The sequence below is a fragment of the Maricaulis sp. genome, from assembly GCF_039978735.1.
Lineage (GTDB): Bacteria > Pseudomonadota > Alphaproteobacteria > Caulobacterales > Maricaulaceae > Maricaulis.
In genome coordinates this window covers 76,330-100,552 of record NZ_JBDWAS010000005.1, presented here as the reverse complement: position 1 = coordinate 100,552, position 24,223 = coordinate 76,330, and the positions used below count along the sequence as shown (strand labels likewise).

Here is a 24,223-nt window from a genome sequence, read left to right as displayed (position 1 = left end):
CATCCCGAACTCAACCCGTTGATTGAACAGGAGAAAACATGCGTCCGGGATGTCGGGATGCCGGGATAGAGGTTTTTCACGCGCGCGCGCGCACACGTGGGAATACATCACATCCTCACATCCCGACATCCCAGAGGGGTATTTTCTCTAAGTATATCAGCGGTTTAGCTTCGGGATGCGGCCGGGATGCCTCTCGTCCCCGCATCCCGAACCGCGATTTTCCTATTAAATATCGGGTGTTTAATGCCTGACGAGCGAAAAGAGGGCATCGCAGCCGCGATCGACGCGACCGGCCCGGGCGAACTGCCCGTTCTGGGCGAGCTGGTCGGTGAGCTGTTCGATCTGGACCCGGTGATGCGGTCGCCCAGGCGCAAGGCGGATGCGGCCAGCGGTGATAAGCGCGGCCCCGGCCGGCCGAAAGGGTCCAAGAACAAGCGATCACAGGACTGGGTCGCCTATCTCGGCGCCCAGTACACGCTCCCGCTGGAAGGCCTGGTCGCGCTCGGCGATATGGCACCAGAGGAGCTGCTGCGAGATCTCGCTGACCAGGCCGAACGGCTGACCGGCCGCAAGGTCGACTTCACCAAGATGAAGGATGACGAGATCCTCGGCCGGCTGGAGCGCTGCCTGGCGATCATCAACGATGCCAGGAAGTCCGCCTCGCCCTACATGCACGAGCGCCGCGGGATGGTTGTGGCGGATGACCAGGGCAATGATGTGCCTGTCCTCGGGATCTTCGCGGCCGGCGGCACGCCAGCGATCGGCCAGGCGCGCGAGGTCCTGGGCTTCGATACCCGGCCTCGGGACGTGCGCGAGGAAAATCAAGCACTTATCGAGGGCAATGCGGGAAAGTCGTCAGACGGAAAGTCGTCACCTGACGCTAAGTCATTGAATAACAATGACGAAACACCCGAATAGCCGCTAATCGAATATCAGCGGGCAATCGCCCGACCCCTCCCCCTGGTCGCCTTAGCCCCCGCCCCCGGCCGGCGCTTTGAAAATCCGGCTCGACCTCCAATCGACCCGACCACCTCTAGCCTGACCGGATTTTCAACCATGACGCGAACCGACGCCGCCCCCGCGGGGGATTTGCAGCATTACGGGGACGGGGGACGCGTCAATCAGAAATACCCTGGTCAACAGGAGCGCGAAGACTGGGGCGGTTTGTCGCCGGAGGATTACGACCGGGTCCTGAAAGCGGCGGGCGGGGACGGGGGCTGGCAAATGCCCGGCCCGGTCTCGGCGCGCTTCCTGGCCAGCGATGCGCGCGCGCGCGGCATCATGGGGCCCTACGGCTCCGGCAAGACCGTTACGTGCTTCATGGACGGGCTGTTCAAGCTGCGCCAGCAACCCCGGGCGAAAGACGGGGTGCGGTACATGGACAGCGTTGTCGTGGCCGACACCTATGGCTCGATGTACCGCAACACGGTGCGCACCTGGCATGACTGGTTCCCCAAGGATTGGGGCAGCTGGAAAGGTGCGAACGAACGCCCCGCCCTGCACCAGCTGCGCCTGCGGGACGAATACGGCGAGATGCGCTGGAACGTCGACTTTGTAGCGGTGGGCGATCACGCGGCCGAAGACGTGATGGACGGGTTCGAGCCCGGCCATGGCTTCATCAACGGGGCCGCGCGACTGAATGAGGACGTGCTGACCTTCCTGCTCGGCCGGATCAAGCGCGGCGGCAAGAAATCGCTGCTGGGCGAACGGGCTTTCCAGCTGAAGTGGAACGGGCTGACGGCGGACTGGAACCCGCCCGACATGGACCACTGGCTGTACAAATATTTCGTACTGGATCTGCCGAAGGGCTGGGACTTCTTCGAACAACCCGGCGGCATGGATCCGGACGCCGAAAACCGCACCAATCTCGCTCCGGACTATTACGAAGCGATGATCGAGGACATGAAGCACAAGCCGAACGACATCCAGCGGCTGGTGCATAACAAGTGGGGTTTCGCGGAAGACGGCGAGGCCGTTTATCCCACATACGGCCAGCGGCATCGCTTCGGCGCGGCGATCCCGTTCAATCCCCGCCGGCGCCTGTATATCGGCCTCGATGGCGGGCAGACGCTGAACCCGGCCGCCGTCTTCGCCCAGCGCGACGATGAAGGGCAATGGCGGATCCTGATGGAGCTGTGCCCGGGCCGGTGCGGCGCATCGGCGTTTGCGGATCTGCTGGTACGGTGCCTGCAGGACAATTTCCCGAATGCGCGGATCGAGGTCTATGGCGACCCGGCCATGGATGCCGGCGCGGACAAGGAAAACGGCCAGCTGTCGTGGTTGGACACGGTGGAGCTGGCCCTGGGCCTGCCCATCACGATCGCGCCGACCAATGAATTCGGTCCGCGGCGCGACGCGGTGATGAAGGCGTTGGCGAATTCCACGCCGGACGGCCGGCCGGGCCTGATCGTGTCGAGCGAATGCCCGTCCCTGCTGGCCGGGTTCGGGGGCAAGTACCACTTCCCGAAGTACAAGGAAGGCGGGAAGGAGAAGACCCGCGACCGGCCAAACAAAGACCACCCGTATTCTGATGTTCACGACGCCCTGCAGTACATCATCCTGAGCGTGGAAGGGCTGGGATGGGTGCAGTCCGGGCACGGCCGCCAGCGCGACCGCACCTATCAGGAGCGCGAAGCCGAGGCTGCCATGGAGCGCCAGATGACCGGCCGCGGCGACGCGGTGAGCTGGGGCTGGCAACCGTAGTGCTTTAGCCCCCCGCGCCTGCGCGCGCCGGGAGGATCGGGCCACCGCTCGCGGGGAGCCTGTACGCGTCGCCATTGGGCATGGTTTCCGGCGCGTCCCCGTGAGCGGACCAGATCACGAGGCTGTATGACCCACGACATCGACATCCGCCCTGCCCTGCCCTCATCCCTCGCCCAAGCGCTGGATGATGACGGCTCTGCGATGCGCTGGACCCGCAAGCGCTGGGCCAGTGTGACGGCGCAGCTGGCGATGGGCGAAGCCTTTGAAGTGCGCGTCGGCGGCGAGCTGGCCGCAATCGGCGGCTTCATTCCGGACCACGACATCGATGGCGCGCCTGTCACGCAGGTGTGGATGCTGGCCGGCCCGGCGCTGCGCGATCGCGCGCGCCTTCGCGCGGGCCTGGACGGCATGAATGCTGTGCTCGATGTGGCCGGCGAACGTCACGGCCGGCTGATCTGCCTTGTCCGCGCGGATCTGCCCAAAGCCTGCAAGCTCGTACGGCTGTGCGGATTTCGTCTGCCCATGCGCGGCATCATTGCGCGGGGCTGGCTGATCGGGCGGCGGGATCCGGACGGCGTTCGTCTGCAAGAGGAGTTGGCAGCATGACTGGGGTTTTCCGTGAGATCGGGAAGGTTTTCGGTTTTGGTTCGCCCAAGGTGAATGAGGGCCTGATGGCGGCCGAACGCCGCGCCAAGATCAATGAGCAGGGCAAGCAAACCGAGCTGGAAGGCGAGGCCGATGCCCAGCGCATCCGGGCCAGCTCGTCCGGCCGGCGCGCCGCGCTGGCCAGTCAGATCCGCGACACGCTGGGATAGGCGATGAAGATCAAGGCACCGAGCGACCCGGGCGCACTGTGGAAGGATTGCGATCGCGCATTCAACGACCGCCGCGGCTGGGACTGCCTCATCAAGGAAGTTTACGACCAGATCCTGGTCTATCGGGATCCGGACGCCGCCAAGGGCGCAGACCGGCTGAACCACCTGTTCGACAGTACGGCCGTCTCGTCCTCGATGCGCTTTGCCGGGCGTCTGAAAAACGATATCGCGCCCTCGCTCCAGACTTTCTTCGAGCTGGAGCTGGGCCCTGCCGCCAAGCGCGCCGTACCGGATGAAGCCGGGCGCCAGGAGCTGCAGAGAGAGCTTTCCGAGATCTCCGATGCGGCCGGGGCGGCGATGAATTCGCCCATGTTCGACGGCGCGCTGGCCGAAATGTGCATCGATCTGACCGCCGGCCAGGGCGCAATGCTGATTTCCGACGGTGACGAGGACGATCCGGTAATTTTCGAGGCGGTGCCAGCCGTTGACATCGCACTGGTCGAGGGGCGCGGTGGCCGCGTCGAGCGGATCTACTATCCCAAGAAATGGCCGATCCGCGAGATCGCGTCCCGCTGGCCCGATGCGGCGAAGGGAAAGGGGCAGCACAGGCTGCCCAAGTCGATGATGGAGGCCCTGGAGAAGGGCGGCGATGATGCCGAGGTCGAGCGCGAGGTGCGGCAGGCCACGGTGTGGGACGGTGAAAACCGCCGCTGGGTGACGTCAGTCCTGGTGCAGGATGATGACGGCGACGAAAGCGGCGTTGTCCTGATCTTCCGCGAGCAAAGCCGCAAATGCCCCTGGTTGACGCCGCGCTTCTACAAGATCCCCGGCGAGGTGATGGGCCGCGGCCCAGCCATGATGGCACTGCCGGACGTGCGCGTTGCGAACAAGACCGTCGAGCTGACCCTGCGCGCGGCGGCGCTGGCGATCCTGGGCCTGTGGACGCGGACCCAGACCATGAATGCCGGCGGCACGCTGAACCTGTCGCGCCTGGCGCCGGGCTCGATGATACCGGTTCAGTCGAACGGCGGTCCCCGCGGACCGGAATTGCAGGCCCTGGACGTGCCAAAAAATTTCGATCTGTCGTCGATCCTGCTGAACGAATATCGCGAGCGTATCCGCGAGCTGCTGTTTGACCGGCCTATCCCCGCTTCGAAGGGCCAGACCCCGCTGTCGGCAAGCCAGGTGATCGAGCATATCCGCGTCTATGCCGAGGATCTGGCTGTCGTCTATGGCCGGTTCGTCAAGGAGATCATCGTGCCGGCCGTCGATCGGGTGATCGAGATCCTGTTCAACCGGCAGCTGCTCAAAACCTCTGTCAGCATCGACCAGCTTTACACCGCCCTGAAAGTCGTTTCGCCGCTCGCCGACGCCCAGAACATGAAAGAGGTTCAGCGCGTGGTGCAGTGGCTGGAGATCACGGGGCAGCTGATCGGCCAGGAGCTGACGGCCATGGCCGCGAAGGTCGAAGATCTGCCGCGCTGGCTGGCAAGCAAGCTGGGCGTGCCGATCGATCTGGTGCGCAACGTCACCGAGAAAGAGCAGATCGAGGCCGTCGTGGCCGAGCTGGTCAAGGCCCAGATCGCCAAACTGCAGCAACAGGAGCCCGCCGCAAAGGCGGCCTAGGAAACCATGCCCGAACACACAATGGCCGGCCCGGCCGATATCGTCGCCCAGCTGATCGATGGCGGGGGCGGCTGGGACAAGATCTTCGACATCAAGGACAAGCTGGGTGCCCGTATCGATCGCGGCGATTACGACCGCGTCGCCGAGTGCGCCCGCGAGGTGTTTGCCTCGCCGGCCGGCGAAAAGCTGCTGCACTGGCTGATCCAGGAATTCCTGCTGAGCGCCACCTGGCCGGGCGACGTTTTCGGCCGCGACCAGATGCTGACCTACGGCCCCTTCCGGGAGGGTCAGAATTCCATGGTTGTCCTGCTGCACAAGATGCTGAGCCGGGCGCACGAAATCGATCTTGAAGAGGAGCCTGCCCATGAGTGAAGAAAATGAAGAAACGCCGGGTGACACGCCGGCAGACGAGACGCCGCCGGCGGGCGGTGATGGCGCCGCTGGCGAGGGCGGCGAAGGTGAAGGCGGCGAGGGCGACGGCCAGCCGCAAGGCTACCGGCCGGAAGGACTGGCCGACGAGCTGGCCGGGGCCAATGACCAGGAGACGATCGACAAGCTGCTGGAAGGCCTGACCAAGGCGAACGAGCGCGCCGAGGGCCTGCGCGAGAAGCTGGCGCAGAAGCCGGGTGCCCCCAAGACGGCGGACGAATATCCCGATCTGAAATTCTCGGACGATTTCATTGCCAAGCACGGCAATCCGGCGCCGAAGGACGATCCGATGCTGGGCATCATCCGCGACAGGGCCCTGGCCGCCGGCATCACACCGGATGCCTATAACGGCTTCGTCACCGGCGTCCTGGAGGCCGCGGCCGAGCAAGGCATTCTGGAAGCGCCATTCGACCAGGACGCCGAGTTCGAGAAGGCCGGCGGGAAGGACGCTTACGAGCGGCGGATGCGATCGCTGGACCAACGGTTCGAAGGGCTCGTTTCGCAGGGCAAGCTGACGGCCGAACAACGCGAGCTTGCAAAGGCCTTCCAGGCGACGGCTGACGGGATGGGGCTGTTCGAAGCCGTGTTCGGCCTGGCCGGTGAGAAGGGCGTGCAGCTGGATGGCGACGCAGCCTCGGCCGCTAGCAAGATGACAGTGGAAGCGGTGCGCCGCGACATGCGGGACGATCGCTATCAGCGCGGCAGTGCCAAGTTCGACCCGGCATTTGCCAAAGAGGTCGATGAACGCGCCGCAAAAGTCTTCAAGGACCAGTAGGGCTTTAGCCCCCCCGCTTTTGCGCCAGCCATAGCCTCGCTGCGTTTCGTCCCGTCAGGAGCGACCCGCAGCGAGGCGGCCTTCCCGGATATCCGGCCCGCCTGCAGCCCGCGGCCCTCTCGCGATCGAGGGACTTCCTTCAATCGATCGCAGGAGCCCCGAGATGTCCCATCAGGCACCCGTACTGTTCACCGAGAAATACGAAGCGCGCGTGGAACACACGTTCCAGCGCAAAAAGTCCAAGGTTTTCGCGACCGTGCGCAATCGCACGGAAGGCGTCATCGGCGCCGAAAGCCTTACCATGTATGTCGCCGGGAAGGGCCGCACGACCAAGCGTCCGTCCCGCCACGCCGACATCCCGCCCATGAATGCCGGCCGGTCCAAGATCAAGCTGACCACCGAAGACGATTTCGCGTCGGACTACATCGATGATGAGGATCTCGACAAGATGCTGGCCGACGACCGTGATGTGGTTGCCGACCAGGGCGCTTTTGCCATTGCGCGGGCGCTGGACGACTACGTGGTCGAGGAGATTAACGGCACGGACCAGTATGTCGGCGACTGGTCGGAAGGCATGTCGGTCGATCTGGCCCTGCAGGCCACGACCAACGCTGCTCTTTACGAGTGGCCGGACGATGAGGGCGGCTGGTACGGCCTGCTGGGTCCGAATGCGTGGAACCAGATGCTGACCTACAAGCAGTTCGCCAGCGGCGAGTATGTCGGCGATGCGCTGCCGTATCTCAACAAGGCGTATGTGCGCAGCTGGAACGGTGTCACCTGGATGCGCCACACCGGCCTCGTCTCGCCGGACACCGACCAGGAAAACGGTCTGCTCTACTATGGCCCCGCAATCGCCGCGGTCGGCCAGCGTTCGGGCAAGCCGGACATCTGGTGGGATGGCAAGAAGCAGGCCTGGCTTGTCACCCAGCGCCTTCGGGCCGGCGCCAAACGCCATGTGGAGCCCTGTGCGATCCAGCTTCGCTACAACCCGAACGCCCCGTTCTACGGGGTGAACAACACGCCGGCCACCTGACCGGACTGATCGGGCGGGCCTGCGGGCCCGCCCCTTCGATTGTTTTGCCAAGAGAAGGATTGAAATCATGGCACTGGACAAGGACGGCCTGAACGTCATCCGCGAGCTGGGCGCGATCGGTACCGGCAAGGGATCGGTGAAGCACCAGTGGGGCTACGTCACGAATGACACCCGCGCCCAGGTGGAGACGGACGGCTATTTCGACGCCCTCGCCGACCGCATGGCCACGGGCGATGTCATCACCGTCTCGTATGACTGTGACGGCACACCGGGTGTTCGCATCTATGTCGTCGTCGTGACGACCGGCGATATCGCCCTGACGCCGCTTTACGAGACCCCCTAATCCGGAGTGGGCGCGATGGATGCCGCCACGGTTCTGACAGATATCCAGCTGGCCTCGCAAGCGCTATGGCGCGCCGGCGTGGCGGGCGGCATCGAAAAGTTCGACGGCGGCGATCTTCAGGAGAAGGTCGCCGCTGCCTACTGGCCGCTGACCGATGCGGCCCTGACGCTGACGACATGGCGCTTCAACACGGTGACGCGCAAGCTGTCGCAGCTGGCCAGTCCGCCGCCTTCGCGCTGGGCGTACCGCTATACGCTGCCCGGCGACCGGCTGGGCGAGCCCTATGCGATCTTTTTCGACCAGGACAAGACCGCGGGCACGCAGAATTTCGAGATCTTCGAGGATGAGCTGTGGTGCGACGAGCCGATCGCCTTCGCGCTCTATCAGCGGCGCCCGACCTCGCCGGGGAAATGGTCGCCGATCTTCCGGGACTTTGTGATGACGGATCTGGCCGCCGTGCTGGCCCTGGACATCAACCAGGATCGCTCGCGGTATCAGACGCTGAAGATCGAGGCCTATGGCTCGCTCGACGCCAACGCGTTCGGCGGCAAGCTGGCGCTGGCCGTCCAGCGCGAGGCGATGACCCTTCCCCCGGTGCAGGCCCTGCCGGATGGAGGCCCGCTGGTTCGCGCGCGACTGGGCGGGGACTGATCCATGGTGTCATTCGGCAAATCGTGGCCGAACCTGTCGGCCGGCGAGCTGGATGCCGGTCTGGCGGCCCGTGAGGATCTGAGCTTTTACGACAAGGGGCTGAAGTCGGCGCGCAATGTGCTGTGCCTGCCGACCGGCGGTTTCCGCGATCGCGGCGGGCTTGTGCATGTCGACTATGTGCGCGGCCAGCTGGAGGCGATCGATATCCCGCCGGGATCCGTCACGACGCCCTCCGGGTCTGTCGAGATCATCGAAGATCCGAACGGCGAACCCATCATTATCGTCACGGATCCCGTTGTGCCCAACGGCGGCGGCTATATCGTGCGCGTGGATTTCGGGGCGCCGGTCGAGGTGCATCTGGTGGATGCGATCGATTTCGAGGTGGAAGGCGCGGCTGCGGCCGATGCCTGGCGGGTGGAATATTCGCACGACGCCAGCACATGGACGGCCTTCGGCAATACGTTCGACGCGGATGGCAAACAATCGCGCCGGGCCGGTCTGGGCCCGCGCCAGTCGATCACGGCGCGCTATTGGCGCGTGTTCGGAACGGTCGCGATCGAGGGCCGCGAATTCGCCGCGGCCGAGCTGCGTTTCTGGCGCGAGACGGACGAGCTGTCGAACGTGAAGGCGTTCGGTTTCGCCTACGACACCACGGCGACGTATCTGATGGTTCACACGGACCGGAATATCGAGGTGTATGACGCGCGCGAACGCCGTGCCTCGATCCCCGCGCCGCACCGTCACGCGGACATTGCGATCGTCAACCGGGCCCAGTCTCTGGACACGCTGTTGCAGTTCCATTCCGACTATGCGCCCTGGCGGGTTTTTCGCTATTCCGACGCGGGAAACTGGGATGCGCGCGAACAGGCGTTCGAGAACGTCCCGCGCGAACAGTTCGACGGCACGTCCTACACGAACGGCAAGAACGAAAAACAGGAGGTTCTGACCCTGAACATGACGGACGGGTCGGACCGGTTCACGCTGTCCTATGCCGGCAAGGTGTCGCCCGGCATCACCTATGCCGGCAATGATGCCGACACGGCCAACAATATCGCGACGGCCCTTGCAGCGATCGAGGATATCGGCGCGGGCAATGTGACGGTCACGAAGACCGACAACAACACGTTCACGGTCGAGTTCGTCGGCGATCTGGCGCAACAGGAGCACCCCGTACTGGGATATCAATTCCTGGGCCCGGGCGACGGTGACGAGATCCTGCAGGTATCGCGCGTGCAGGAAGGCGAGAAGGGCGGCGAGGACATCTTTTCCGCGGCGCGCGGATATCCCTCCTGCGGGACCTTTTATCAAAGCCGGTTGCTTATGGGCGGGATGCGGTCACGGCCGGCCACGGTTCTGTTTTCAGTGCTGGGCGATTATTTCAACTTCGACATCGAGCTGACCGGGGACGGTGCGCTGTCGCTGGCGATCGATGACGACCAGATCAAGCGTATCCGCCATATCTATCCCGGACGCTCGCTCGGCATCTTCACAGACGACGCCGAATTCTGGGTCACGGACCGCGTGATCGTGAAGGGTGAACCCATCAGCTTTGCCAAGGGCACCCGCCGCGGCGTGAAAATCGGCCTCGATGTTCTGGAGGCCGATGACCAGACGCTGTTCGTGCAGGCCGATGGTGGGGCCGTGCGGGCCTTCTCCTATGCCGAGGGTCTGCAGAGCTTTGTTGCGCCCAGCCTGTCGCGACTGGCGCCGCACCTTGTGAAGGATCCCGGGGACTGGACCGTGCGGCGCGGCGCCTCGGCCCGGGGCGCCGAGCTGGTGTTTCTGGCGAATTCGGACGGATCGGCCGGGGTGTGCGCCCTGATGGCCGATGAGGAGTTTCTGGCCTGGCACAACTGGGACACGGACGGGAAATTCATGTCCTTCGGAACCGAAGGTGCAGACGAGGTTTACGCCGTGATCGAACGCACGGCCGGCGGCGTGACCACGCGGCGCCTGGAAGCCTATGACGAAACGAGCCTGTATGACGCGGCCGTGATCCGCGCTCTGGATCCCGCCGCGACATCGATGGCGGGGCTGGATCACCTGGAGGGCAAGACGGTCGAGTTGTGGCTGGATGGCCGTCCGTGGGGATCCGCAACGGTCGAGGACGGCGCGGTGAGCTTTCCCGAGCCCGCCGGCGCTGCCTCGACTGTTCAGGCCGGCCTGCCCTTCGAGGTTTCCGTGGAGCTGCTGCCGCCACGCGACCAGCGCTATGGCTGGATCGTGGGGCAGTTGTCGACCGTCTATTCGGTCTGGCTGTCACTGATCGATACCGGGTCCATCACGGTTACGGCCAATGGCCGGCCGGCGCGGCGCGCCGATCTGCGCACCATGGGCACCGGTGCGTTCGAGAGCGTCACCAACACCCTGTTTACCGGCGAGGTCGAGGTGGACGGACTTCTGGGCACTCGGCGCGGCAACACGATTTCCATCGGGCAGGCATTCCGGGCCCCGCTGCGCGTGCGCAGCATCAAAGCGGAGGTGAGGCTTCCCCATGTTGGCTAACCTGTTTCAGGACATATACCAGTCGCAGTTCGGGCGGGACCCTGCCGAAGAGGAAATGCCGTCTGCCTCCACGTCCAGGCTGTACGAGATGCAGCGCTTTGCCTCCACGTCCTCGGCAATCTTCTCGATCGCCGGGGCTGGTGTGCGGGCCGGAGATCTGGAGCGGCAGGCTGGCGACCAGCTCATCATGGCCGAAGCGGAAGAGACGGCCGCGCTGCAGCGCTCGAATGCGATCCTGCAGCGCCAGATGGAAGTGTCCGGCCGGCTGCGCGCCGCCTTCGCCGCATCCGGTGTGGATCTGGGATCCGCGACGGTCGACCAGATGGACCGCGAGAACCGCCGGATGGCGCAGGACGCGCTGACGAAAACCCGCAATTCCGGCGCCCGCCGTGCCGCGCAGCGCCGCTATGCGTCGGCCGCCCTGGCGCGGCGCGCGGCGGAGACGTTCGGCGCGGGCCTGATCGATGGTGTTCTGTCGGCCGCGGAAAGCGGAATGAAAGGCTGATCGATGACTGCAAACCGCAGACCCGGCGGTGTGCCGCTGGCGCGTTTCGAGCCGGTATCCGTGGACATGTCACCCGCGATCGGCACGCCGGTCGGGAACACGGCCGGCGACATGGAGCGGATCGGCTATCGCCTGCGATCGCTGTCCGCAACAATCGGCCGGGTGGCCGACGAACGCGCGACGCGTGAGGGCCAGGAGGCCGGCGCCGTCGCCGGCATGGATCCGGAGTTTCGCCAGATCGAGCGCAACACGGCCTATGCCCGCGCGTTCAACCAGACCGGTAATCATATCGCGCTGTCGCAGCTGGAAACACATGCGCGGCGCGAGATGGAAGGCGTCTATGCCGAGCACGGTCACGACCCCGACGCGCTGGGCCGCGGGCTCGATAACCTGCGAAGCCAGCTTGACCTGTCAGCGCCGCTGCAGGGTTCGCCCGTACTGCGGGCCCGGTTCGGCGAAATGTTCGACCGCAACCGGCTGGTCTATGAGCGCCAGACGGCGCGCGCCACGGTGGCGGCCGCCGAAGCCAGCGCGCGGGCTGACATCGAGACGGCCAACACGCAGCGCCTGAACGATCTGGACCGCATGGCCCGCCAGGCCGGGCTCGACGAGACGGCCGATGCGGCCCTGTCCGGCGAGCTGGCCGCCATGGAGGAGGCCCTGCTGGCCTATGGGCCGCGCGAAGCCTTTTCCCTGGGCGAGCGGGAATTTGAGCCGGACGCCGAGCGCGCCGGTGCCCTGTCGCCGGAGGAGATCGCCCGGCAGATGGGCAGCGCGCGGCGGATCCTCGCATCGGGCCGGGTGCTGGGCGCGTTTTCCCGCACCGACGGTGTGGCGGCGCAAAGCGAGTTCCGCGACGCCTTTCTGGCCGATGCCGAAGCGACAGACGGGCCTTACGCCGATTTGTCGCGACAGGACATCAACGCGATCGACGCCGCCATGTCGCGCACGATCGCGCGCGGCCAGGCCGAGCTTGACCGGCAGATTGCGGCGCGTGAACGCGTGCTGGATCGTGCCCTGCGCGATGCTGTGGAAGTCACCGGCGAGGGTCTGCCGCTGGGTGCTGACGTGTTCGAGCGCATCGCCCGCGAGGCCGAAGCGATCGGTGCGGCAGATCTGGCCGCCGAAGCACGCGAGGGGTCCGGCCTGGCGCAGCTGGCCGACTGGGCCTGGACGCGGCCGCTCGCCGAGCTGGAAGCGCTGGAGAACGAACAACGCGCGCGTCTGCAGGACGCCGGCAGCGCCACACCCTATCAGGCGCGCCAGCTGGCCACGCTGGGCCGGGTGCGCACGCAGCTGCAATCCGGCCTGGCGAACGATCCTCTGTCGACGGCCGTGCGGGCCGGCGTGGCCGAGGTGCCGCCGCTGAACATGCTGGACGAAGCCGGTATGCCGAGCATGGAGATCCTGACGCAAAGCCTGGCCGAACGCGCGGCAACCGCGCGCGTGGTGGCCGCAAACTACGGCCTCGCCTCGCCGCGGTACTTCACGGGCGCAGAACGCCGGCAGCTGACCGAAGCCGTGGGCGCGGGTGACGTGGAGCGCTTTGCCATGGCGCGCTCCATTGTCGATGCGCTGGGCCCGGATGCGCCGCAGGCGCTGGGCGAGATCGCGCCGGACGAGCCGTCCCTGGCGCATCTGGGCGGATTGCTGACGGCCGGTGCGACAGCTGCAGCCGAGGACATGGCGCGCGGCCTGCAGCTGCGTGAGGTGGACGGATGGGAAAGCCGGTTGCCCCGGACGAATGACGCCGCGGCGGGCGGAAATACCCTTGCCGAGATCCAGCTGGCCTTTTTCGGCGATATGGGCGAGAGCCTGCCCGAGACGGCGGCGGCCGTGACGCTGGCGGCGGGGAATATCTATGACGCACGCGCCACACGGCAGGGGCTGACCCGGGACGATTTCAACCGCGACCTGTACGAACGGGCGCTGAATGAAGCCCTGGGCGCCGTCTTCCTGTCGGACGGACGCCGCCAGGTGCAGTTCGGCGGGATGGGCGAAATGGACGGGCGGGGCTTGTTTGGCCGCGATTATCCACTGATCGCGCCAAACTGGCTTCGCGCCGACCGGCTGGGCGATGTGCTGGGCGGGCTGGGCGATGATGACCTGGCCGCCCTGCCTGCACGGCCGCGTGATGGAGTCGGCGAGCCTCTGACCGCACAGGCTCTGCGCGGGGCCTATTTCCTGCCCGCCGGCGAAGGCCGGTACTTCATCGGCTTTGGCCGGCGCAACGCCGTCAACCCGACCGTAGCCCTGGACGAGGCCGGTGCGCCCTATGAGCTGGACCTGGCCGCCCTGCGCGGCCGGATCTCCACGCAACACCCGGACTGGGTGCGCTGATGATCCCGATTTATGAAAGCCCCGACCGGTCCGGCCTTCAGCCCATGGGACGCGCGCCCCGCGGCTGGACCGAGCAAATCGGCGCCGCCTGGGAGGCCCAGCGCTGGGTGGAGAATGTCAACCAGGAACGCCGGTCCGATCTGGATCTGTACTCGCGCCGCATCGATGAGGTGCGCGAGGCCACGGGCGTGCGGCTGGACCACCCGCTGCTGATCCACGACCCGCGCGAACGGCGGCTGGAGGGCAGCCGGATCGAGCGGTTCGAGGCCCGTATTGCCGAGCTGCGCACCGGAAACCCGGAATACGCCACTGCAATCCGCTCCCGCGAGGACTGGGAAGCCGAGCGCCGGGCCCGGATACAGGAGATCGCCGCGGACGCCGAAGGCCTGGAATTCGTGCCGGCGCTGGTGGGCGGGGTGCTGGGCAGTTTCGAGGATCCGCTGAACCTCGCGACGCTGCCGATCGGCGGCGGCAAGAACATCGTGACCGTGGCGGCGCGCGAGGCCGGCGTTAACGCGCTGGTCGAGGGTGCGTCCCTGCCGGCCGCGCAACGCTGGCGCCAGGAGATGGGTCTGGCCGAGCTGACAGGCGACGAAATGGCCTTTCGCGTCGGCGTCGGTGCCGTGTTCGGGGCAGTCGCCGGCGGCGGCGGCCGGGCTCTGGAAATCGGCTGGAACCGTCTGCCACTGAACCGGCAGGCCGAAGCCCTGCGCGAGCTGGCGCCGGAGAGCGCCGAAGCGCGAGGGCTGGCCGATCTGCTGGAGCGTGAGGCGGAGATCGAGGCCAGCAATCCGCTTGCGCCTGGCGTCGAAAACGCGGCGCTTGAGCGGGCGCTGGACATCGCCGTTCCGAGAGAAGAGGTTTCTTCTCGGCGATCGCGCCTTCTTTCGTCCGGCGCGGACGGTTCTCCTGCGCCAGTGTCGTTGCCAGCCGGTCGCGAGTTCGACAGTGCGTATTCGTCCACTATCGTCGACCAGATCAGTCGAGAGGAGTTCGTGATAGAACAAATCCAGCGACGGCTGGCGCGCGACGCGGACCCGGCAGCGCTAGAGCGCGCAGTCATCGAACGGCTGGACCCGTATTCAGGGGCCCGGCTTCGCGATATTGATACCGAGCTTGGCGGGGCCATTTCCGGAAAGCGCCGCCATGCGCTGACTGCCGAGCGCGAAGGCATTGCCGAGGGGTTTTCTGAAGAGGTCTCGCAAGCTGCAGTCCGCCGCCAACAAGACGCAGCCGATTTACAAGACAGGCTTGCCGCCGCTCGGGTCCGGCTACGTGATCTGAACCAAGAGTTGAGACGGGTTGCACGAAAGGTCTCTGAACCAGAGGCGCAAGCGCTTCACCGCGATATGTTCGACTGGGCAGCCGAGGCCTCGCGGCGCGGCGACATGTCTCCCGACAATCCCTATCGCACCATCGAGACGCCGCCCGCGCGCGCCGCGGCCGATGGGGACCTGTTCGACGATGTGAGCGGCGCCGGGCCGCGCGACCAGCTGGCGCAGCTGGAAGCTGAACAGCGCGCCTATGCCGCCGCGGCGGACGAGGACATGATCCCGACCGGCCGGATCATTGACGACCAGCCGGAAATGACCAGTCGCGCGGAGATCGAGGCGGACCTGGATCGCCAACAATCGCTGCTGTCGGCGCTGCGCACATGTTCACTGGGTGGAGGTGGGTCATGAGCCTGCGGAATTGTATCGAGCGGGCAGTGCGTGAGGGCGAGCTGGACCGCCGCCAGGCGGACGAAATGCTGGGCGTGCTGGAACAGGAGCGCGCCGCCGGGGCGTCGGAATTCGAAGCCGATAGCCGCGCCATGGCGCGGCTTGAGGCCGAAGCGGCCGAAGCAGCCCGGCGAACCCGCCTGCAGGTGGCAGCCTCGCGCCGGATCCGCGAACAGGTTCTTGCCCGGCAGGATACCCAGGGGCGGCGCGCGCCCGGCGACGCCCTGCCCGAGCTGATCGAGCATTTCGGATCCTCTCCGCATTCCAGCGTGCGCAGCCGCTACAACGCGTTGCGCGGCCGCGCGCACGGCCTGATGACAGATGCGGTGTTCGAGTTCGAGCGCGACGCCCTGTCGAACACCCGCAACCGGGCCCGGCTGGAAAATCTGGTCCGTGAAGCCCTGGGCGAGGATAGCGGCGATGCAGCCGCCCGGGATCTCGCGCAGGGCTGGCTGAGAGCGGCCGACTTCCTGCGCCAGCGCTACAACGCCGCGGGCGGCGCGATTGCCCGTCTGGACGGGTGGGGCCTGCCGCAGGTGCATGACAGCGTGCGCATCGCCCGCGAAGGCTTTGAGGCTTGGCGGGCCTATATCCGGCCACGGCTGGATGAGGCCCGGATGATCGATCACGCGACCGGCGAGCCGCTGGCGCCCGGGCGGATTGATGAGCTCCTCGAGGACACATACCGGGCGATCACGACGCATGGCTGGTCGCGCCGTGAACCGTCTTCCGGCGGCGGCGCCCGATCGCTGGCCAGGCGGCGCGGCGAGCATCGTTTTCTGGTGTTCCGGGATGCCGACAGCTGGATGGAATACCAGACGCGTTTCGGCGAGGCGGATCCGTTTTCCGCCATGATGAACCATATCGACACGCTGGCGCGGGATACCGCCTCGATGGAGATCCTGGGCCCGAACCCGAACGCCACCCTGCGTTTTGCCGAACAGGTGGCCCTGAAGGAAGCCGAGGAAGGCCGTGCGGACCATGGCGGCTTTGCCGGGCGCTCGCCGGTGGATGCCGTAAAGCATCAGGCCGCCGTCATGCGCGACATGTGGGATCTGCACACGGGCGCGGCCTATGCGTCGTCAAACACCATGCTCGGCCGTGTCGTGGGCGATGCCGTCAACTTCAAGATCTCGACCCAGCTGGGTTCCGCCGCGATTTCCGCGCTGACCGATGACGGATTTCACCGCCTCGCGCGCGGTATGCAGGGAATGAACGAACACAAGCTGACCGGCCAGCTGTTGCGCATGTTCAACCCGGCCAGCGATACCGACCGGCGGATGGCCGTCCGCGCCGGGCTGATCGCGGACGGTGCCGCCCAGGTGATGGGCGGACAGGGCCGCTTCATCAACGAGTTTTCCAGCCATGAAGTGACGCGGCGGCTGCCCGATATCGTGCTGCGCTGGTCCGGCCTGTCACCGATGACGGAAGGCCGGCGCTGGGCCTTCGGCATGGAAATGATGGGCTGGCTGGGCGACCAGGCCGAGCGCGGCTTTGACGATCTGCCGAAGGCATTGCGGGAGAGTTTCCAGCGGCACGGGATCTCGCCGGCAGACTGGGATGTGATCCGGTCGGTGGATCTCTATGAGCCGCAGTCCGGTGCGCGCTTCCTGCGGCCGGAAGATGTAGGGCGGTCGGACCGGCTGGATCCGGCCGATGCCGACCGGCTGGCAACCCGCCTGCTGGAAATGGTGCAGATCGAGACGGAATACGCCGTGCCGACCGCCTCACTTCGCGCGCGCGCCTTCTTGGGCGCAGCGTCGAGCACATCCAGCCCGTTGGTGAATATCTTCCGGCGGTCCTTTGCGATGTACAAATCCTTCCCGGTCTCGGTGCTGATGCTCTATTCCGGCCGCACCTGGCAGGTGGCGGCACAGGCGGGCGTACTGATGGGGGCGCGGCTGGCCGCAAAGATGCTGATCTACACGACCGTCCTGGGCGCGCTGTCGCTGCAGGTGAAGGAGATCGTCAAGGGGCGGGATCCCCGGCCGATGAACACGCCGGAATTCTGGATGTCGGCCGGTCTGCAGGGTGGCGGCATGGGTATTTTCGGCGATTTCCTGTTTTCGGACGTGAACCGGTTCGGCGGTGGCCTGGCGATGACGGCGGCCGGCCCGCTGGTGCAGACGGCGGACGAGGTTCGCAACCTGACGATCGGCAACGTCGCCCAAGCGCTGCAGGGCGAGGATACCGATATCGGAGCGGAAGCGACCCGCTTCCTGCGCGGCAATACGCCGGGCGGCTCGATCTGGTATCTGCGTCTTGCCTATGAGCGCATGTTGCTGGACAGCCTGCAGGAGGAAATCGATCCGCAGGCCGGCGAGCGTTTCCGCCGGCTGGAGCGGCGATACCGGCGCGACTATGGCCAAGGATACTGGTGGGCGCCCGGCGAACAAGCCCCCGATCGCGCACCCGATCTTGCGAATGCCGGCGGCTAGGCTTTAGCCCCCCGCGCGCGCGCAAGCCCCGACCATCGGCCCGCAATCCGAACGGTTGGGAGTTTTCGCGTGAGCCAGGATGTCAATGATCGCCGGTCCGGTCCCTGGGTGCTTTCCGCAGGCGATGCGGGGCCGCACGACTTCGACTTCGTCATCCGCGGCGCGCAGGAATTGCGGGTCACGCGGATCCGCGGCGAGGTCGAAACCGTCCTGACCTATCCGGCTGATTACGCCGTCACCGTGGCATCCTATCCCGGTACGGGCACGGTGACGCTGACCACGCCCCCGCTCGCCGGCGACCTGCTGGTTGTCGAGGGCCTGCGGCCGCTGGCAAGCCCGACCTCTGACGAGGTGAGCACGCGTCTGGATCCGGAAAAGCTGAACGAGAAGGAAGATACCGCGATCCGGGACCGGCAGGAGATGCGCCGGGACATCGAGCGCAGTGTGCGCGTGCCGCGCACGGAAAGCGGTGTCGGGATCCCGTTGCTCGCAGCGCGGCGGGGCCGTGTTGCCGGGTATGACGACGACGGCAATCCGAGTGTCGGGCCTCTGATGGAGGACCTTGTTCGAATTATCGAAGAAGGCGTTGGCGTCGTCAGCATTGACGGCATGATCGCGGCCGCAACGGTTTCGCTCCTGCAGCTGGTCGATGTTTCGGAAATGCCGCCGGGCGCGCCTGCAATGACGCTTTCGCGCGCCGAGCTGGGCGATAGCGGCGGGCGCTTCTGGGCCTGGCGGACAGGCGATTTTTCCGCGCTGGTCGCGGCCGATGAGGTGACGGCCGGGCAAGGCAATGGCGGCGGCTATGTCGCGCCGTCCTCGGATCGCACCGGCGCATCCGGCGCATGGGTGGCGCTAGATCGATCGAATGTCGAGGCTTCTGCTCACTACGGCAATACCGACGCCGGCGTGCAGGCGCCCGCCGATGGCGGGGCTGCATACCTCGATCTGGGCGGGGCTGTGGTTCACACCACGCGCGAGGTGCGTCAGCTGACGCTGAAGCCGCGCAACGGCACGCTGACGGCAAACAACCGCTTCGGCTATCCGTCCGTGGTCAAGCCCGGCGAGCCCATCCGCGACGTGGCGCTGCAGCGCCTGCGCACCAAGTCGCCCGTGCTGGAATGGGAGGGGCGGACCATCCTGTGGCTGGGGACTTCGATCCCGCACCAAGGCGCGGGCCTGGATGGCTATCCGGAGCAGTTCGCCGATCGCCTGCTGGCCACGGTCATCAACAATGCCTGGTCGGGCTCGAAGGCGGGTTGGGACCCCGCCGCCGATCCGAGCTACATCAACAATATCAAATGCCTCTCGATGACGGAGAATGACCGTTTGTGGGGTGTTGCTGAATACGGCTCGTCTTCGATCTATAGTGATGATTTCGACCTGATTACCAAGGCTTCGCAGATGACCGCCGATGCGCGCATCATGGAAGCCTACGCAGACGCAGACATTTCTGTCGTCGCTCTGGATCACAACCACAACGACCGGCATCTACCGCTGGGCGCGCTGAGACCGCCGGAAACGGCGATCACGGCGATCAGCCTGGGCGCGACCACAACGGTGCAGCTGGCCAGCGGTGCGGGCTGGGCGGCCGGTGACGGGATCGTGCTGCGCGTTGAGGGCATCCCGAAGGCCGACCATCTGGCCGCCCGCGTCGAGGCGGTGAACGGCAATGATATCACGATCAATATCAACACGTCCGGTTATACCGGCTCGCTAACGGCCGGCACGGCCATCCGGCTGGACCGCAACACGATCGCGGGCGCCTGGCTGTTCGTGATGCATTATTGCTGCTGGGCGGCCAACGTTCATGACCGGGCCCAGCCCTATTTCCTGCTCGCAGGTGCGCCGAGCGAATATACGACCGGCGCGGCCGATGACGCGATCTTCGGCAATGCCGAGAATGTCCGCCAGATCGCCGAGTTGTGGGGGCCGACCGCGGGCTTCTTCGACATCGCGCACGAGTTGCAGTTGTCGCTGCGCGATCACCAGACCTATCTAGGTGACAATGTTCACCCCGTCACCAGTGCGCAGCGCCGCGTGATAGCGGACCATTGGGTGCGCTGGGCCCTGGGCGGGGCGCTGCCGGTGCGCAATCCGCGAGACTATCTGCCGCGCGTGGCGGGCACGGAATTTATGGATCAGCGCGAGCCGGTCTATTCGGAGTTCTTCGGCGGCTTCCTGACGCCGGACTTCCTCTTTGGCGGATCGACGCCTGTCATCACCGAGGACTTTGCGGATCTGGGCGGCTGGACAACGGCCGGCAATGCGCCGGCGGTTGCGGCGGCGCCCTGGGGGATCGGCAACGCCCTGAAGATCGAGCGCCGCGCGGCCGTCTCTTCCGGCGTGGCATATATCCACCGTGATATCGGGGATATCGCGGACGGGTTCGATCTGGAGTTCGATATCCTGGCACCGGTCACGGCCGGGCTGACCTCGAACCCGACGAAGGTGATCAATCTGCTCAAGCTGAAGAACAACGGCGGCGGGCCGTATTATTCGCTAGAGCTGATTATCAATGCCAGCAACATCCGGTTACGTATGTCGGTCTGGGATGTGCCGTCGTCGTCACGCGAGTTGTTCGGGCTGCAGGCCGGGCCGCTGGCGCCTGGCGCACGGCACACGATCCGTATCCGCGCTGTGCGAACCACGGGCTCGCACGGCTCCGGCCTGATGGTGTTTTTCGACGGTGAGCCGGCGATGTCGGCGGCGGCACCGGACGATGGCGATCAAACGCCTTGGTCGAGCATCGAGATCGGCGCGATTGACGGCAATTTCGACAGCGATGTGGATTTCTGGATTGGCAATCTCTCGCTCAATTCCTTGATCGTACACCCGTACGGCACGCAGCACACCGGTGTAATCGACGTGGGCGATGTCGCGCTGAACGTCGTCAACGGCCGTATCATCGCCGTGATCGCAGGCGGCGGCTCTGATGTCGTACCTGCGGCGCTGGACTGGACCACATCCACCAATGACAACGGTGTTGCGACCAGCAGCACCGAGGCAATCACCGGCATCGATGCGCCGATTGTGCTGCGCCTGACAGAGGGCGCCAATTCTGGCCTGATTACGTCAAGCTACCGCAAGAACGGCGCCTCCTGGGTCGCGTGGTCCGGATCTGTAGAGATCTCCGTGTCGCCAGACGACACGCTGGCTTTCCGCTGCAGTCATGGCCAGTCCGGCACCGTGGCGACGAGCATCACTGTCAAGAATGTCAGCAATGGCGATGCCACGCTGGATACCTGGTCTGTCACGGTGAACGCCGAGGCCGACGAGACGCCGAATGCGATCTCGTTCGAGCCCGGGGATTTGAACACCGGCAACTCGAATTTCACTCAGCTGCGGACGAGCACGGAGACAATCACCGGCATCAACGCGCCGATCCAGCTGCGGTTTGAAAAGACCGGCGACTGCGACGAGTACCGGGTGTTCAAGAACGGCGTGGATCAAGGCCGCTTCGACGAGTTCACGCGCTTTGTCACGTTCGAGAATGGCGACACCGTCATGATGCAATTCTGGAACCGCAACGCCGCGGCGGCCGAGGATGCGGCCTGGAAGATCGTCAACACCTCGGACGGCAACACCGTGTTCAATACTGGCTCGATGAGCGTGCTGGCGAACGTCTCCGGCGAGACAACGCTGGACCCGATCACGCTGACGGCGGGCGTCCTCTTCCAGGGCTCCGACGACTTCGCGCAGCAGCGCACCAATGAAGTCACGCTGAGCGGGATCTCGGTGCCGGTGACGCTTCGCTTCGAGAAGACCGGCGCCGGCGATGAGCACTTCGCATTCATCAACGGGGTGTCGAACGGCCAGTTCACCGGCGGCGCGCTCGATATCGAGGTCGAAGCCGGCGATACGCTGTTGCTGCAGTTCTGGAACCGGACCACGAGCCCGGTCACGGTCGGCTGGAAGATCACCAACCTGACCGCATCCGAGGTCATTTCGACCGGCACGCTTTCCGTGCCGGGCAAGGACTAGGGAGCTGGCATGGCGGACGGTGGACCGGAAATCCCTCACGGCCTGACACTCTTCGGGGCGGCGGGCCTGACGCTCGGTATCGCCGGCGCCTGGCTGCGCGACAAGATCTCGACCAACGCACGGATTGACAAGGCGACGAACGAAGCGCGGCAGGCCGCCAAGGAGGCCCGCGACGCCAAGGAGGCGACCGACGCGAACGCCGGCCGGCTGGACAGTATTCACGGCGATGTCTCGCACATGCGCGGCCAGCTGGATCTTCTGCTCAGTCTCCAGCCGGGCCAGCAGGGGAGGAAGTCATGACCGTGGCGGCGGCGATTGCGGTGGCGGGCGGGAACATGGCGGCCGCGGGGGGCGCGTCGGGCGGCTTCACGATCGCGGATCTTTTGCCTGCTGTCTGGCTGGATCTGCGGGAAGCCGGGACGATGTGGCAGGAGTCGTACGATAACCCCGTCGTGACGCAGACCGCCAACGGTCAGCCTGTTGGCCTGCTATTCGACATTGCGCCGGGTGCGGGGGCAACCCCGCTCGGTGCGGAGATGGTGCTGACCGGCGACATGTCGACCTCAACAGGCTGGACGGTTCCGACCGGATGGGAAATCACGGCCGGGCAGGCCGTCCACGCTGCAGGCTCGACGAACGGCTATCTTGTTTACCCGCTTAGTCTGACCGCCGGGGCGCTCTATCGCCAGCAGATCGACCTGACCAAGTCCGAGGGCACTGCGCTCTTCAACACCTTCGGCACCGACCGCGGCTATGATCAAGTTTTCGCTACATCTGCGAACGGGTCGTTTTCTGTCTCCGCTTTTGTCCGCTCTGAACTCGATTTTGGTTCGATCTACGGCCTACGTGTTTTCGCCTACGCGGACACCGGCGCCACGGCCGACAATGCGTCGGTCAAGCCGGTGCTGGGACATCCGGCCTGGGCAGCGGCCGACGATGAGCGGCCGACCTTCGATGTCACCGTTCCACGCGTCGTGCATGACGGCGTGATTGACCAGCTGACCATCGCGGTGGGTGACCTCGGCACCGACGCCACGGTTGCAACCCTGGTCGCGGGAGCCTGGTCCTATCTGGAAGGCCAGACCATCGGCGCGGGCGATTACGATCTGCCCACCACAAACTGGACGGCCGTTATCATCCTCGACCGTGCGCTGACGTCCCAGGAAAAGGCATCGCTGGAGGCGAGCACATGACCGCATATGACCGCTCTGTCGTCATCATCGTGCCGGCCGCTATCCGAGAACAGGTGATTGCGCTTGCCGCGGCGCTGGGTTTCTCCACGCGTCTGGGCGCGCCTCTGTCGCCGACCGGGACCGGGACGCCAACGCACTACGGCACGCACACACGCGCGCTGCAGGTATTCGTCGACCTTCTGACCGGCGAAGTGCCGGCCGCGGAAGGGTTCGACCCGGCCGATGTCGCAGCCTTGCGCGCGCAGATGATCGTGTCGGTTCGGCCGGTCTCCGAGATGACCGACAGCGCGCACTTCCAGAACGAATTGGCGGCCAACGGCCTGATGCGCATTGGGGGTCAATCATGATGCTGTCACCCACCGGCCGGCGACTGATCCAGCATCACGAGGCTTTGCGCCTCGAGGCCTATCTGTGCCCGGCCGGCGTCTGGACGATTGGCTGGGGCCACACCGGCAGCGACGTCCATGAAGGCCTGGTCATCACACGCGATCGGGCCGAAGAGCTGTTCACGCGGGACGTGTCGGCCTTCGAGGCTGGTGTGAACCGGCTCGTCCACGTGCCGGTCAGTCAGGCGCAATTCGACGCGCTCGTGTCGTTCGCCTTCAATGTCGGCCTCGATGAGGACGTGGACGATATCCCCGAAGGGCTGGGCGATAGCACGCTGTTGCGGCTGCTGAACGCCGGTGACTATGAGGGCGCTGCGCAGGAGTTCCCGAAATGGCGCCGCGGCGGCGGCCGGGTTCTGCCCGGGCTGGTGCGTCGACGCGCAGAAGAGCAGGCGCTCTTTCTCTCCCAGATGCCCGCCGCCCGGCCGGTACCGATGCCGGTGGCGCCGCCGGCGTCGGCCGAGCCCGTGCGATCGCCGCGCGGGATCTCGGCCGTGCCGGACGTGGTCGAGCACGACAACGTCCATCAGTCGGGATCTGTGCAGGCCTCGCGCATTGCGGCCGGCGCGGCCACCGCGGGCGCGGCCGCGATCGAGGCCACGCCGGAACCGGCCAGCCTGGCCGACGCAGCCAGCACCGCAACCCACGCACTGCGCTGGGTCGATCTCGTCCACCAGTACGGGCCCTGGCTCTTGGTCGCCGTGATCGCCGGCGCCTGGGCCTACATCGAATTCCGCCGGCGCCGGCAGATCGCCGCCGCGAAACCTTGAGGAGCC

Annotated in this window: 20 protein-coding genes; all 20 read left to right on the top strand. The window is 65.9% G+C overall.

From position 1 onward, the window contains the following. Positions 1–243: 243 nt before the first annotated feature. The 20 genes from ABJO18_RS01335 (at position 244) to ABJO18_RS01240 (ending at position 24,217) form a co-directional block, all read left to right on the top strand. Positions 244–918: a hypothetical protein gene (locus ABJO18_RS01335; RefSeq protein WP_348508091.1), complete on the top strand. Its 675-nt coding sequence runs from the start codon at positions 244–246 to the stop codon at positions 916–918. A 138-nt stretch (positions 919–1,056) separates the two neighbouring features. Next, a complete protein-coding gene (locus ABJO18_RS01330) occupies positions 1,057–2,703 on the top strand; it encodes a hypothetical protein (RefSeq protein ID WP_348508090.1) in 1,647 nt (548 codons plus the stop codon). Between the two features lie 126 nt (positions 2,704–2,829). After that, positions 2,830–3,309 carry a hypothetical protein gene (locus ABJO18_RS01325; RefSeq protein WP_348508089.1) on the top strand — a complete coding sequence of 160 codons (480 nt, stop codon included), beginning with the start codon at positions 2,830–2,832 and terminating at the stop codon, positions 3,307–3,309. Beyond that, positions 3,306–3,518 (top strand): hypothetical protein, encoded by a 213-nt coding sequence (locus ABJO18_RS01320; protein WP_348508088.1) that lies wholly within the window; start codon positions 3,306–3,308, stop codon positions 3,516–3,518. The genes ABJO18_RS01325 and ABJO18_RS01320 overlap by 4 nt, the downstream gene beginning before the upstream one ends. Positions 3,519–3,521: 3 nt before the next feature. Then, complete coding sequence (locus ABJO18_RS01315; RefSeq protein ID WP_348508087.1) at positions 3,522–5,144, top strand: portal protein; 1,623 nt, start codon at positions 3,522–3,524, stop codon at positions 5,142–5,144. Positions 5,145–5,150: 6 nt separating this feature from the next. Then, positions 5,151–5,516: a hypothetical protein gene (locus ABJO18_RS01310; protein WP_348508086.1), complete on the top strand. Its 366-nt coding sequence runs from the start codon at positions 5,151–5,153 to the stop codon at positions 5,514–5,516. Beyond that, a complete protein-coding gene (locus ABJO18_RS01305) occupies positions 5,509–6,348 on the top strand; it encodes a hypothetical protein (protein ID WP_348508085.1) in 840 nt (279 codons plus the stop codon). The genes ABJO18_RS01310 and ABJO18_RS01305 overlap by 8 nt, the downstream gene beginning before the upstream one ends. Positions 6,349–6,511: 163 nt before the next feature. Next, positions 6,512–7,381 carry a phage capsid protein gene (locus ABJO18_RS01300; RefSeq protein WP_348508084.1) on the top strand — a complete coding sequence of 290 codons (870 nt, stop codon included), beginning with the start codon at positions 6,512–6,514 and terminating at the stop codon, positions 7,379–7,381. Positions 7,382–7,448: 67 nt separating this feature from the next. Beyond that, complete coding sequence (locus ABJO18_RS01295) at positions 7,449–7,724, top strand: hypothetical protein (protein WP_348508083.1); 276 nt, start codon at positions 7,449–7,451, stop codon at positions 7,722–7,724. A gap of 15 nt (positions 7,725–7,739) precedes the next feature. Beyond that, on the top strand, positions 7,740–8,375 hold the full coding sequence (locus tag ABJO18_RS01290; protein ID WP_348508082.1) for a hypothetical protein: 636 nt from the start codon (positions 7,740–7,742) through the stop codon (positions 8,373–8,375). A 3-nt stretch (positions 8,376–8,378) separates the two neighbouring features. Further along, positions 8,379–10,880: a hypothetical protein gene (locus ABJO18_RS01285; RefSeq protein WP_348515696.1), complete on the top strand. Its 2,502-nt coding sequence runs from the start codon at positions 8,379–8,381 to the stop codon at positions 10,878–10,880. A gap of 55 nt (positions 10,881–10,935) precedes the next feature. Continuing rightward, complete coding sequence (locus ABJO18_RS01280) at positions 10,936–11,385, top strand: hypothetical protein (RefSeq protein WP_348515695.1); 450 nt, start codon at positions 10,936–10,938, stop codon at positions 11,383–11,385. A 3-nt stretch (positions 11,386–11,388) separates the two neighbouring features. Beyond that, the gene (locus tag ABJO18_RS01275; RefSeq protein ID WP_348515694.1) at positions 11,389–13,725 is read left to right on the top strand and encodes a hypothetical protein; all 2,337 of its coding nucleotides are present in this window, start codon (positions 11,389–11,391) and stop codon (positions 13,723–13,725) included. Positions 13,726–13,769: 44 nt separating this feature from the next. Continuing rightward, positions 13,770–15,407 (top strand): hypothetical protein, encoded by a 1,638-nt coding sequence (locus ABJO18_RS01270; RefSeq protein ID WP_348508992.1) that lies wholly within the window; start codon positions 13,770–13,772, stop codon positions 15,405–15,407. Next, positions 15,404–17,884, top strand: a complete 2,481-nt coding sequence (locus ABJO18_RS01265; RefSeq protein WP_348508991.1) for a hypothetical protein — start codon at positions 15,404–15,406, stop codon at positions 17,882–17,884. The genes ABJO18_RS01270 and ABJO18_RS01265 overlap by 4 nt, the downstream gene beginning before the upstream one ends. 69 nt (positions 17,885–17,953) lie before the next feature. Further along, on the top strand, positions 17,954–21,868 hold the full coding sequence (locus ABJO18_RS01260) for a hypothetical protein (RefSeq protein WP_348515693.1): 3,915 nt from the start codon (positions 17,954–17,956) through the stop codon (positions 21,866–21,868). A gap of 9 nt (positions 21,869–21,877) precedes the next feature. After that, complete coding sequence (locus ABJO18_RS01255; protein WP_348506854.1) at positions 21,878–22,168, top strand: hypothetical protein; 291 nt, start codon at positions 21,878–21,880, stop codon at positions 22,166–22,168. After that, positions 22,165–23,061, top strand: a complete 897-nt coding sequence (locus tag ABJO18_RS01250; protein WP_348506855.1) for a hypothetical protein — start codon at positions 22,165–22,167, stop codon at positions 23,059–23,061. The genes ABJO18_RS01255 and ABJO18_RS01250 overlap by 4 nt, the downstream gene beginning before the upstream one ends. Further along, positions 23,058–23,408, top strand: a complete 351-nt coding sequence (locus ABJO18_RS01245; RefSeq protein WP_348506856.1) for a hypothetical protein — start codon at positions 23,058–23,060, stop codon at positions 23,406–23,408. Before ABJO18_RS01250 ends, ABJO18_RS01245 begins: the two co-directional genes overlap by 4 nt. Further along, positions 23,405–24,217 (top strand): lysozyme, encoded by an 813-nt coding sequence (locus tag ABJO18_RS01240; RefSeq protein WP_348506857.1) that lies wholly within the window; start codon positions 23,405–23,407, stop codon positions 24,215–24,217. Before ABJO18_RS01245 ends, ABJO18_RS01240 begins: the two co-directional genes overlap by 4 nt. The last annotated feature ends 6 nt before the right edge of the window (positions 24,218–24,223 follow it).

Coding starts and splice junctions, on each gene's coding strand:
- ABJO18_RS01280 (WP_348515695.1), top strand. CDS start 10,936: ATGCCGTCTGCCTCCACGTCCAGGCTGTACGAGATGCAGCGCTTTGCC.
- ABJO18_RS01320 (WP_348508088.1), top strand. CDS start 3,306: ATGACTGGGGTTTTCCGTGAGATCGGGAAGGTTTTCGGTTTTGGTTCG.
- ABJO18_RS01285 (WP_348515696.1), top strand. CDS start 8,379: ATGGTGTCATTCGGCAAATCGTGGCCGAACCTGTCGGCCGGCGAGCTG.
- ABJO18_RS01290 (WP_348508082.1), top strand. CDS start 7,740: ATGGATGCCGCCACGGTTCTGACAGATATCCAGCTGGCCTCGCAAGCG.
- ABJO18_RS01305 (WP_348508085.1), top strand. CDS start 5,509: ATGAGTGAAGAAAATGAAGAAACGCCGGGTGACACGCCGGCAGACGAG.
- ABJO18_RS01310 (WP_348508086.1), top strand. CDS start 5,151: ATGCCCGAACACACAATGGCCGGCCCGGCCGATATCGTCGCCCAGCTG.
- ABJO18_RS01335 (WP_348508091.1), top strand. CDS start 244: ATGCCTGACGAGCGAAAAGAGGGCATCGCAGCCGCGATCGACGCGACC.
- ABJO18_RS01270 (WP_348508992.1), top strand. CDS start 13,770: ATGGGACGCGCGCCCCGCGGCTGGACCGAGCAAATCGGCGCCGCCTGG.
- ABJO18_RS01240 (WP_348506857.1), top strand. CDS start 23,405: ATGATGCTGTCACCCACCGGCCGGCGACTGATCCAGCATCACGAGGCT.
- ABJO18_RS01330 (WP_348508090.1), top strand. CDS start 1,057: ATGACGCGAACCGACGCCGCCCCCGCGGGGGATTTGCAGCATTACGGG.
- ABJO18_RS01250 (WP_348506855.1), top strand. CDS start 22,165: ATGACCGTGGCGGCGGCGATTGCGGTGGCGGGCGGGAACATGGCGGCC.
- ABJO18_RS01265 (WP_348508991.1), top strand. CDS start 15,404: ATGAGCCTGCGGAATTGTATCGAGCGGGCAGTGCGTGAGGGCGAGCTG.
- ABJO18_RS01300 (WP_348508084.1), top strand. CDS start 6,512: ATGTCCCATCAGGCACCCGTACTGTTCACCGAGAAATACGAAGCGCGC.
- ABJO18_RS01295 (WP_348508083.1), top strand. CDS start 7,449: ATGGCACTGGACAAGGACGGCCTGAACGTCATCCGCGAGCTGGGCGCG.
- ABJO18_RS01255 (WP_348506854.1), top strand. CDS start 21,878: ATGGCGGACGGTGGACCGGAAATCCCTCACGGCCTGACACTCTTCGGG.
- ABJO18_RS01275 (WP_348515694.1), top strand. CDS start 11,389: ATGACTGCAAACCGCAGACCCGGCGGTGTGCCGCTGGCGCGTTTCGAG.
- ABJO18_RS01325 (WP_348508089.1), top strand. CDS start 2,830: ATGACCCACGACATCGACATCCGCCCTGCCCTGCCCTCATCCCTCGCC.
- ABJO18_RS01315 (WP_348508087.1), top strand. CDS start 3,522: ATGAAGATCAAGGCACCGAGCGACCCGGGCGCACTGTGGAAGGATTGC.
- ABJO18_RS01245 (WP_348506856.1), top strand. CDS start 23,058: ATGACCGCATATGACCGCTCTGTCGTCATCATCGTGCCGGCCGCTATC.